The sequence below is a fragment of the Gluconacetobacter sp. genome (assembly GCF_047721585.1).
GTDB lineage: Bacteria > Pseudomonadota > Alphaproteobacteria > Acetobacterales > Acetobacteraceae > Gluconacetobacter > Gluconacetobacter dulcium.
Map to the genome: position 1 here is coordinate 59,620 of NZ_JBDNXE010000008.1, position 8,787 is coordinate 68,406.

Consider the following 8,787-nt stretch of genomic DNA (forward strand, 5'->3'; position numbering starts at 1 on the left):
TGGCTGGCGCCATCAATGAATCGTGTCATCACGACAAAGCGTCTTTTCTGAAGCGGCCTCGTTCCCTTATCAAGGCGAGGCACAATGCGCGCCTTCGCTTCGAACAAACGTTAGACATAATAAACGAAGGCATTGCCAGGAGCGCTATTCATGAATTCCGTTGTCATCGCAGGGTATGCGCGATCGCCGTTTCAGCTCGCGCGCAAGGGGCAGTTCGTCAGGACACGCCCTGACGACATCGCCGCCCAGGTCGTGCGTGGGCTGGTGGAGCGCACGGGAGTTGCGCCGGAGGATATCGAGGATCTGATTCTGGGCTGTGCGTTCCCGGAAGGAGAGCAGGGTTTCAATCTGGGCCGGATCGTGGCGTTGCTGAGCGACCTGCCGCTTTCGGTGGGCGGGGTGACGGTCAACCGGTTCTGCGGGTCGTCGATGCAGTCGGTCCACATGGCGGCCGGGGCGATCCGCATGGGGGCCGGGGAAGCCTTTATCTGCGCGGGCGTGGAGAGCATGACGCGCATCCCGATGGGCGGGTTCAACCCGCTGCCCAATCCGGCACTCTACAAGAAGCGGCCGGGCGCCTATATGGACATGGGCATCACCGCCGAGAATGTCGCGCGGAAATACGAAATCAGCCGTGACCAGCAGGAACAGTTCGCGCTGCGCAGCCAGGCGCGTGCCCGCGACGCCATTGCGGCGGGCCGCCTGGAGGCGGAGATCGTGCCGATCCAGACCCGTGACGGTGTGGTTTCGGCCGATGGCTGCCCGCGTCCGGACACCACGGCGGAGGGGCTGGCCGGCCTGAAGCCCGCTTTCGATGCGGCCGAGGGCACGGTGACGGCGGGAACGTCTTCGCCGCTGACCGACGGGGCGGCGTCGGTGCTGGTCTGTTCCGAAGCGTATGCCGACCGCAAGGGTTTGCCGAAGCTGGCACGTATCCGCTCGATCGCCATTTCGGGCTGCGAGCCCGAGGTCATGGGGCTGGGGCCGATCCTGTCCTCGCGCAAGGCGATGGAGCGCGCGGGGATCACGATCGAGGATGTTGGCGTCGTCGAACTGAACGAGGCCTTTGCTTCGCAGTCGATCGCCTGTGCCCGCGAACTCGGCGTGCGGGATGCGACGCTGAACATCGATGGCGGCGCGATCGCGCTGGGCCATCCGCTGGGTGCCACGGGGGCGCGCATCGTCGGCAAGGCGGCGCAGCTTCTGGAGCGTGAGGGCGCGCGCTACGCGCTGGCCACGCAGTGCATCGGCGGTGGACAGGGCATCGCCACGGTCTTGGAGCGCATCTGATGACCCAGGATGTGACATCTGGCGGGGGCGGCGGCGTGCGGCCGGTCTTCTCCCGCGTCTGCGTGATCGGCTCGGGCGTGATGGGGGCGGGGATCGCCGCCCAGATCGCCAATGCCGGGGTGCCGGTGGTGCTGCTCGACCGCAAGGTGGAGGGGGCGGACCCGAATGCGCTGGCCAACGGCGCGATCGCCAAGGCGCTGAAGACCGAGCCGGCGCCCTTCATGGACCCGGCGGCGGCGAAGCTGATCGCGACCGGCAATATCGACGACGACCTGCCCCGTGTGGCCGATTGCGACTGGGTGGTCGAGGTGATCATCGAGCGGCTGGACCTCAAGCAGGCGCTGTATCGCCGCCTGGATGCGGTGCGGCGGCCGGGGACGCCGGTTTCGTCCAACACCTCGACCATTCCGCTGGCGCGGCTGGTGGACGGGATGCCGGAGAGCTTCCAGCGGGATTTCCTGATTACCCATTTCTTCAACCCGCCGCGCTACATGCGGCTGCTGGAGGTCGTGGCCGGGCCGATGACCGATCCGGCGCATGTCGCCGCCGTTTCGGATTTCTGCGATCGGTGGCTGGGCAAGACCGTGGTGCGGGCCAAGGATACCGCAGGCTTCATCGCCAACCGCATCGGCACGTTCTGGATGCAGGCGGCGGCGCGGGTGGCGGTGGATCAGGGGCTGACGGTGGAGCAGGTCGATACCATCATCGGCCGGCCGTTCGGTATTCCCAAGACCGGCGTGTTCGGACTGCTCGATCTGGTGGGCATCGACCTGATGCCGCATATCTCGGCCAGCATGAAATCGCTGCTGGCGGCCGGGGACCGGTATCACGCCTTCGCCGAGGACCTGCCCCTGATCGCGAAAATGATCGAGGGAGGCTATACCGGCCGCAAGGGCAAGGGGGGCTTCTATCGCATCAACAAGGCGGGGGGCGGGAAGGTCAAGGAATCCATCGACCTCGTGACCGGGGACTATGCGCGCTCCGAGCGGTTTTCGCTGCCGCCGGGCGCTGGGGATGCCGCCGGGCTGCTGGCCTCGGACCACCGGTTCGGAGCCTATGCGCGCACGGTTATGGGTGAGACGCTGGCGTATGCGGCCTCGCTGGTGCCCGAGATTTCGGACGATATCGTGGGCATCGACCGGGCGATGGAGCTGGGCTTCAACTGGAAGAAGGGGCCGTTCGCGCTGATCGACCAGATCGGGGCGGCGAAGCTGGCGGGGGTGCTGCGCCAGGAAGGGATCGCGGTGCCGGCGCTGATCGAGGCGGTCGGAGACGGGCGGTTCTATCAGGATCGGGACGGCGCGACCCAGGCTTTCGGCGTGGATTGCGCCTGGCATCCGGTGACGCGGCCCGACGGGGTGATCCTGCTGGGCGATTTCCGCAAGCGTGGCAAGCCGGTGCTGTCGAGCAGGTCGGGCGCGCTGTGGGATATCGGCGACGGAGTGGCGTGCTTCGAGATCACGACCAAGATGAACACGTTCGACGAGAGCGTGATGACAATCCTCGAAAAATCCATTGCTTATGTCGGGGAGCATTTCAAGGCGCTGGTGCTGTATTCCGATGCCGCCCATTTTTCGGCCGGCGCCAATCTGGGCCTGGCGGCCTTTGCGGCCAACATGGCGGCCTGGGGGGAGATCGGCAAACTCGTCTCTCGCGGGCAGAGCGTTTACAAGGCACTGAAATATGCGCCCTTCCCGGTCGTGGCGGCGCCGGCCGGCATGGCGCTGGGCGGTGGCTGCGAGATCGTGCTGCATGCCGACGCCATTCAGGCCCATGCCGAGAGCTATATCGGGCTGGTGGAGTGCGGTGTGGGGCTGATCCCCGGCTGGGGCGGCTGTGGCGAAATGCTGGACCGGCTGCGGGCCGATCCGCGTACGGCGAAAGGGCCGATGCCGCCGACGCGCGAGGTGTTCGAGATGATCGCCACCGCGCGGGTTTCGAAATCGGCGGCCGAGGCGCGGCGGATGCATATCCTGCGCGATCGTGACGGCATCACCATGAATCGCGATCGGCTGCTGGCCGACGCCAAGGCGCTGGCGCTGTCGCTGGTCGAGGGGTACCGGCCGCCGCCGAAGCCGGAATTCCACCTGGCGGGCGCGGGCGGGAAGCTGGCGCTCGACATGGCTGTCGAGGGCATGGCGCGGCAGGGCATCGCCACGCCGCACGACGTGACGGTCGCGGGCAAGCTGGCCGGCATCCTGACCGGCGGCGACCACGACGTGACGGAGATCGTGACCGAGGAGGATATGCTGGGGCTGGAACGCGCGGCATTCGCCGAACTGGTCCGGAGCATTCCGACATTGGACCGGATCGAGCATATGCTCGAAACCGGCAAGCCCCTCAGAAACTGACGCAAGGGGAGCCAGAAAGATGCAAACCTATACACCACCCCTGCGCGACATGAAGTTCGTGCTGACCGAACTGCACGATTTCTCGCGGCTGACGGCGCTGGAGGCATTTTCCGAAGTCGATGCCGACCTGGCGGAGACGGTGCTGGAGGAAGGCGGGAAATTCACCTCCGAAGTGCTGCTGCCGCTGAACATGTCGGGCGACCGCGAAGGGTGCCGGCTGGAGAATGGCGTCGTCACGACGCCGCACGGGTTCCGCGACGCCTATCGGCAGTTCTGCGAAGGGGGCTGGTCGGCCCTCTCCGCGCCGCCGGAATATGGCGGGCAGGGACTGCCCGAGACGATCGGCATGATGCTCTCGGAGATGATCTGCGCGACCAACCTCTCCTTCGGGCTGTATCCGGGCCTGACCGGCGGCGCGATGGTGGCGCTGCGCAAATATGGTTCCGAGGAACTGAAGGCGCAGTACCTGCCCAAGATGATCAGCGGCGAATGGTCGGGCAGCATGTGCCTGACCGAGGCGCATTGCGGCACCGATCTGGGGCTGCTGCGGACGAAGGCGGTTCCGCAGGAGGATGGAACCTATCGCCTGAGCGGGTCGAAGATCTTCATTTCGGCCGGTGAGCACGACCTGTCCGAGAACATCATCCATCTGGTGCTGGCACGGCTGGCGGATGCGCCCGCCGGGATCAAGGGGATCAGCCTGTTCCTGGTGCCGAAATTCCTGTTGCGCGACGATGGCACGCCGGGCGAGCGCAATGGCGTGCTGTGCACGGGCATCGAGCACAAGATGGGCATCAAGGCCTCCGCGACCTGTCAGTTGGCGTTCGATGACGCGAAAGGCTGGCTGGTCGGCGCCCCGCACAAGGGGATGCAGGCGATGTTCGCCATGATGAATGCCGAGCGGCTGGGCGTGGGCATTCAGGGGCTGGGGATTGCGGAGGTCGCGTACCAGAGCGCGGTGGCCTATGCGAAGGAGCGCTTGCAGGGGCGGTCGCTCGCGGGGGCGAAATATCCCGCGCTGCCGGCCGACCCGATCGTGGTGCATCCCGACGTGCGGCGCATGCTCATGACCATGCGCGTCAACGCCGAGGGCTGTCGGGCGCTGGGGGCATGGGTGTCGATGGCGCTGGATGTGGCGGAACATGGCGGCGATGAACGCGAGCGCCGCGATGCCGAGGATTTCGTGGCGCTGATGACCCCGGTGGTCAAGGCGATGTTCACCGATCTGGGGTTCGAATCGGCCAATCTGGCGATGCAGACTTATGGCGGACACGGTTATATCGCCGACCATGGGGTGGAGCAGTTCGTGCGGGATTCGCGGATTGCGATGATCTATGAAGGCACCAACGGGATTCAGGCGCTCGACCTCGTGGGACGCAAGCTGCCGGCGCATATGGGGCGCAATCTGCGCGGGCTTTTCCACCCCATCGCGGCCTTCATCGCGGAGAACAAGGAGAACCCGCTGCTGGGCGAGATGGTCAGCGGGCTGGAACGCGCGTTCGGCGCGCTGCAACTGGCAACGGGGCAGATTGCCGAGCGCGGGATGAAGGACCCGGAGGAAGCTGGTGCCGCCGCGACGGATTATCTGCGGCTGATCGGCTTGGTCTCGCTGGCCTATCTCTGGGCACGCACGGTGGCGATCGCCGTACCGAAATCCTTCGCCGCCGGGCCGGATCAGGCGTTCTATAGCACCAAGATCGCTTCGGCCCGCTTCTTCTATGATCGTGTTCTTCCCGAGTCAGCGTCGCTTTATCTGAAGATCAAGGCGGGCAAGGCGTCAATGATGGCGCTGGCCGACGACGCATTCTGACTGGAATGTCGTTCCACTTCCCAAGGGAGGTGGAACGACATTTTATGTCGGATCTGTCCGCTTTCTGGAGAAGAATATGATGGTCCATGTGTCTCAAACGCCGCCGGTGGGCTTTCGTCCGCTGCCCGTGCTGAACGAAACCGGCTTCGATGCGATCATCGGCGGATTTGATGTGGCGGAGGCGGATGGGCGATTGCTGGCCGGTTTCAGGGTGGAAGCCCGGCATTGCAATCATGCCAGGACGTGCCATGGCGGCATGATCGCGACCGTTTTCGACGGGTATATGGCCATGGCGGCGATGTTCGAGCACGACCTTCAGGTGCCGATCCTGCCGACCATGTCGTTATCTGTCGATTTTCTGGCGCCCGGCCTGCCGGATGACTGGATCGAGTTCAGTGCCGACGTGCTGCGGGTGACGCGCAGTGCCGTCTTTGTCCAGGGACTGGCGCGGGTGAAGGGCAAGCCGATCGCCCGGGCAAGCGGGGTCTATAAACGGCCGGCGCCCGACCCCGAGATCCGGCTGGATACCGGAAAGCTGCTGCGGAGTTTCATGCGAAGCTGATGTTAGCCTGCAGCCCTTGCCGCACCTGGCAATTTCTGTCGCGGATATCCGGGTTGCGCGCATGGGTGGCGTCTGGCGGGCATTTTTATGTTTCACACTCATTTCCCGCTCATTCCGAACCGGGGCGGCGCTGGTGCGCGCCCATGACGGAAGGGGGACGGGTTCGGATACCGCATGTGGCGGTATCCGGCCTCATGTGGAGGATCGCGTTATGTCTGGATTACGCAGGTCGTCGTTCCGTATCAGTCTGGCCCTGGTGGCGGGGCTGACGGTTGCATCGTCCGCCGGTCATGCGGATACGAGGGTCGGAGGGGCCGTCTTCCCCGAAGATCTGAAGATCGGCAGCACGTCGCTGAAGCTCAATGGCGTGGGTGTTCGTGTCTTCTATCATCTGGTCGATGGCTACGCGACCGGCCTGTATGTCGTCTCGCCGAGCCGGGACGAGAAGGCGCTTGCCAACGGCCCGAATCCGAAAGTCCTCTATACGGAGTTCCTTCACGACGCTTCCCTGGAGCGGGTAAAGGGCGAGTATGAATCGATTCATACGCATTATTGTAAGCTTTATGCGTGCGACGCGCAGAACGAGGCCTCCTTCGCCGCGCTGACCGCGCATCTGGCGGCCGCGAAGAGGGGGGAGGCCCAACTCATCCTCGTTACGGATCAGGGCGTCAGCATTCAGCGCAATGGCGCCGTGGTGGCGTCCATCAATGACCCGAATTTCGGCAAGGGGCTGGTTCAGTCGCTGCTGAGTGAGGCGGCACCGACCGACGGGTTCCGCCAGGGCTTGCTGGGGAATGCGAATTGAGAAGAAACGCTTCTCTTCCCGAAGAAAAAGAAGAAGAAAGACTCTTATTCGTTCAGGGGCATCATGTGTTCCCCGTACAAGGCTCCTGAACGAATAGGACCGCTGTCGATTTCATATCTCCGAAGAGACAGGCGCGCCTGTGCCACGCGCGGCCCGTGAACGCCGCATGGGTGCGGCGGAACGGCTGCGCGGGCGGGGGGAGGCGGTTATGTCGGTCTCTGATTCCGCCTGGTGTTTGAAGATCGTGAAGATCTGGTGTGCGATCTGGTCGTGGGACATGCGGCCGCTGCGGTACCAGTCGTTCGCCGTGTTGAGGGCACGCAGAAGCAGGATCCGATAAATGTCGCGGTCGATCGTCGCGGGGAGCGGCAGATCGTCGATGATGTTGCGGAAGATCGATTCGAACTCGTCGCGCTTCTTGACCAGCGCGTCGCGCACGTCCGGCGGTGCCGAGACGATACTGTTCATCATCGGCAGGGTGATCGAAGTGAGGCTGAGCTGGATATCCAGCAGTTCCGTGCAGGCGGCCTCCAGCCTGGCCCACGGCGCGGTGTGGGGCGCGATGGCCGAGAAGATCCTGCTGGCTGCCGCGTCGAGCGCGCGATTATGGATCTCGACGAACAGCGATTCCTTCGACTCGATATGGTAATAGAGCGACCCCGCCATCATGCCTGCCGCGTCGGCGATCTGGCGGATCGAGGTGGCCTTGTAGCCGCGTTCGGCGAAAAGCTGCGCGGCGGCTTCGAGGATTTCCTGTCGCCGTTCGGCGTGGGCGCCGGCTTCGTCGCTATTGGGGCTGAAGGGAAGCGCGCGCATGGCGGAGAGGATGGCACCGCCGGTCTTTGTACGGGTTTTTCTGTTCGGTGGCGTGCGCGATGACGTCATGCTCGGTCGCTTCCAGACTTTCTTCGGTCCAGCCTATCGGCCCTGGTTCCGGAAGACTACAGGATTTTATGGGATATTTGTCATTTTCCGTTGGCATTATAAGGTTTTGTGCCCTCAACCATCCGTGATGGAAAGGAATGCGTTTGCGTCTCGACGGCGGTCGGCCGGTAGCGTAGTGATGGGCTAACAAATGTTAGAATTTCTTGCCGCGGCCGCCGCAGCGTCACGGGAAGGAGCGGCCGGGAGAGCGCCATGTCGATGCCGATATCCTTGCTGGGCAGGCTGGCATTGCCGGCTATCGCCGCGCCCATGTTTCTTGTCTCGACGGTCGAACTCGTGCTGGCCTGTTGCCGGGCCGGGGTCGTGGGGGCGTTTCCTTCGCTCAATGCGCGGCCGGCATCGGCTCTGGAAGACTGGCTGCGTCGTCTGACATCGTCCCTGACTGCCGAGGATGCACCGTTCGCCGTCAATCTGATCGTCCATCGCAGCAATGCCCGGTTGGAGGAGGATCTGGCGTTGGTGGTGAAATACCGGGTGCCCGTCGTCATCACGTCGCTCGGGGCCCGGCCGGAGGTGAATGATGCGGTCCACGCCTATGGCGGTATCGTTCTGCATGATGTGACCACCGATGCGTTCGCGCGCAAGGCGGTGGCGCGCGGGGCGGACGGGTTGATCGCGGTGGCCGCAGGGGCTGGGGGGCATGCGGGCACGCAATCGCCCTTCGCGCTGGTGCAGGAAATCAGGGCGTGGTTCGACGGGCCGCTCGCGCTCTCCGGCGCCATCGCCGGCGGTCAGGCGATCGTCGCGGCCAGGGCGCTCGGGGCCGATCTGGCCTATATCGGCTCGGCCTTCATCGCGACGGAAGAAGCTGCGGCCGATCCGCGCTACAAGCAGATGGTCGTGGAGTCGTCGGCTGAAGACATCGTTTATTCCAATCTGTTTACCGGCGTGCATGGCAATTATCTGGCTGCGAGCATTCGTGCGGCCGGTCTGGACCCCGCGGACCTCGCCTTGTCCGATCCGTCGCGGATGGATGTATCGACCTTCTCCAGCGGGACGAAAGCGTGGCGGGATATCTGGGGGG

Annotated in this window: 7 protein-coding genes; 6 read left to right on the plus strand and 1 reads right to left on the minus strand. The window is 64.5% G+C overall.

Annotated elements, in window-relative coordinates; translation table 11 throughout:
- The first annotated feature begins 150 nt into the window (after positions 1-150).
- The 5 genes from ABF821_RS03410 (at position 151) to ABF821_RS03430 (ending at position 6,818) form a co-directional block, all read left to right on the plus strand.
- On the plus strand, positions 151-1,290 hold the full coding sequence (locus ABF821_RS03410; RefSeq protein WP_182974978.1) for a thiolase family protein: 1,140 nt from the start codon (positions 151-153) through the stop codon (positions 1,288-1,290).
- Positions 1,290-3,641 carry a 3-hydroxyacyl-CoA dehydrogenase/enoyl-CoA hydratase family protein gene (locus ABF821_RS03415; protein ID WP_415529026.1) on the plus strand — a complete coding sequence of 784 codons (2,352 nt, stop codon included), beginning with the start codon at positions 1,290-1,292 and terminating at the stop codon, positions 3,639-3,641. Before ABF821_RS03410 ends, ABF821_RS03415 begins: the two co-directional genes overlap by 1 nt.
- A 19-nt stretch (positions 3,642-3,660) precedes the next feature.
- Positions 3,661-5,451 carry an acyl-CoA dehydrogenase C-terminal domain-containing protein gene (locus ABF821_RS03420; RefSeq protein WP_415529027.1) on the plus strand — a complete coding sequence of 597 codons (1,791 nt, stop codon included), beginning with the start codon at positions 3,661-3,663 and terminating at the stop codon, positions 5,449-5,451.
- A gap of 76 nt (positions 5,452-5,527) precedes the next feature.
- On the plus strand, positions 5,528-6,013 hold the full coding sequence (locus ABF821_RS03425) for a PaaI family thioesterase (RefSeq protein ID WP_182974975.1): 486 nt from the start codon (positions 5,528-5,530) through the stop codon (positions 6,011-6,013).
- A gap of 211 nt (positions 6,014-6,224) precedes the next feature.
- Complete coding sequence (locus tag ABF821_RS03430; RefSeq protein WP_183008994.1) at positions 6,225-6,818, plus strand: chalcone isomerase family protein; 594 nt, start codon at positions 6,225-6,227, stop codon at positions 6,816-6,818.
- Between the two features lie 111 nt (positions 6,819-6,929).
- Here ABF821_RS03430 and ABF821_RS03435 read toward each other — a convergent pair whose 3' ends face one another.
- Complete coding sequence (locus ABF821_RS03435; RefSeq protein ID WP_415529028.1) at positions 6,930-7,703, minus strand: TetR/AcrR family transcriptional regulator; 774 nt, start codon at positions 7,701-7,703, stop codon at positions 6,930-6,932.
- Between the two features lie 252 nt (positions 7,704-7,955).
- Between ABF821_RS03435 and ABF821_RS03440 the strand changes: the two genes are divergently transcribed.
- Positions 7,956-8,787: NAD(P)H-dependent flavin oxidoreductase (locus tag ABF821_RS03440; RefSeq protein WP_415529029.1), on the plus strand; the 832-nt coding region annotated here is incomplete at its 3' end.